The organism is Marinimicrobium sp. UBA4509 (genome assembly GCF_002388575.1).
In the GTDB taxonomy this organism is placed as follows: domain Bacteria; phylum Pseudomonadota; class Gammaproteobacteria; order Pseudomonadales; family Cellvibrionaceae; genus Marinimicrobium; species Marinimicrobium koreense.
This window is the reverse complement of record NZ_DGMV01000065.1, coordinates 47,009-47,584: the sequence shown is the minus strand read 5'-3', so window position 1 is coordinate 47,584 and position 576 is coordinate 47,009. Positions and strand designations below refer to the sequence as shown.

Annotated in this window: 1 protein-coding gene; it reads left to right on the top strand. The window is 62.3% G+C overall.

The features are described 5' to 3' along the window. Positions 1–576, top strand: a 576-nt coding sequence (locus tag B3520_RS13255; RefSeq protein ID WP_286876219.1) for an AIR synthase-related protein, incomplete at both ends; no start/stop codon positions are given.

Sequence of the window (576 nt, the reverse complement as noted above, 5' to 3'; positions counted from 1 at the left end):
AGTGATTGACCGCTGCTGGCAGCAGGGCGCCCAGAATCCTATTGCCTTTATTCACGATGTGGGTGCCGGCGGTCTGTCCAACGCCTTCCCCGAACTGGTGAAAGACGGTGGCTGCGGTGGCGCCTTTGAGCTGCGCAATGTCCCCAATGACGAGCCGGGCATGAGCCCTCTGGCAATCTGGTGTAATGAATCCCAGGAGCGCTACGTACTCGCCATTCAGCCCGAAGATCTGGAGCGCTTTGAAGCCCTCTGCCAGCGCGAGCGCTGCCCCTATGCCGTGGTGGGTGAGGCGACCAGCGAGAAGCACCTGCTGGTGAACGACAAGCACTTCGATGCCAAGCCGGTGGATCTGCCCATGTCCGTGCTGTTTGGCAAACCGCCCAAAATGCACCGCAGCGCCGAGCGCTATCAGGCGGCCACCCAGAGTTTTGGCACCGCCGAGCTGGACCTCAATGAAGCCGCCGAGCGGGTGCTCAAGCACCCGGCGGTGGCCAGCAAGAACTTCCTGATCACCATTGGTGATCGCTCGGTCACCGGCATGGTAGCTCGGGACCAGATGGTCGGCCCCTGGCAGGT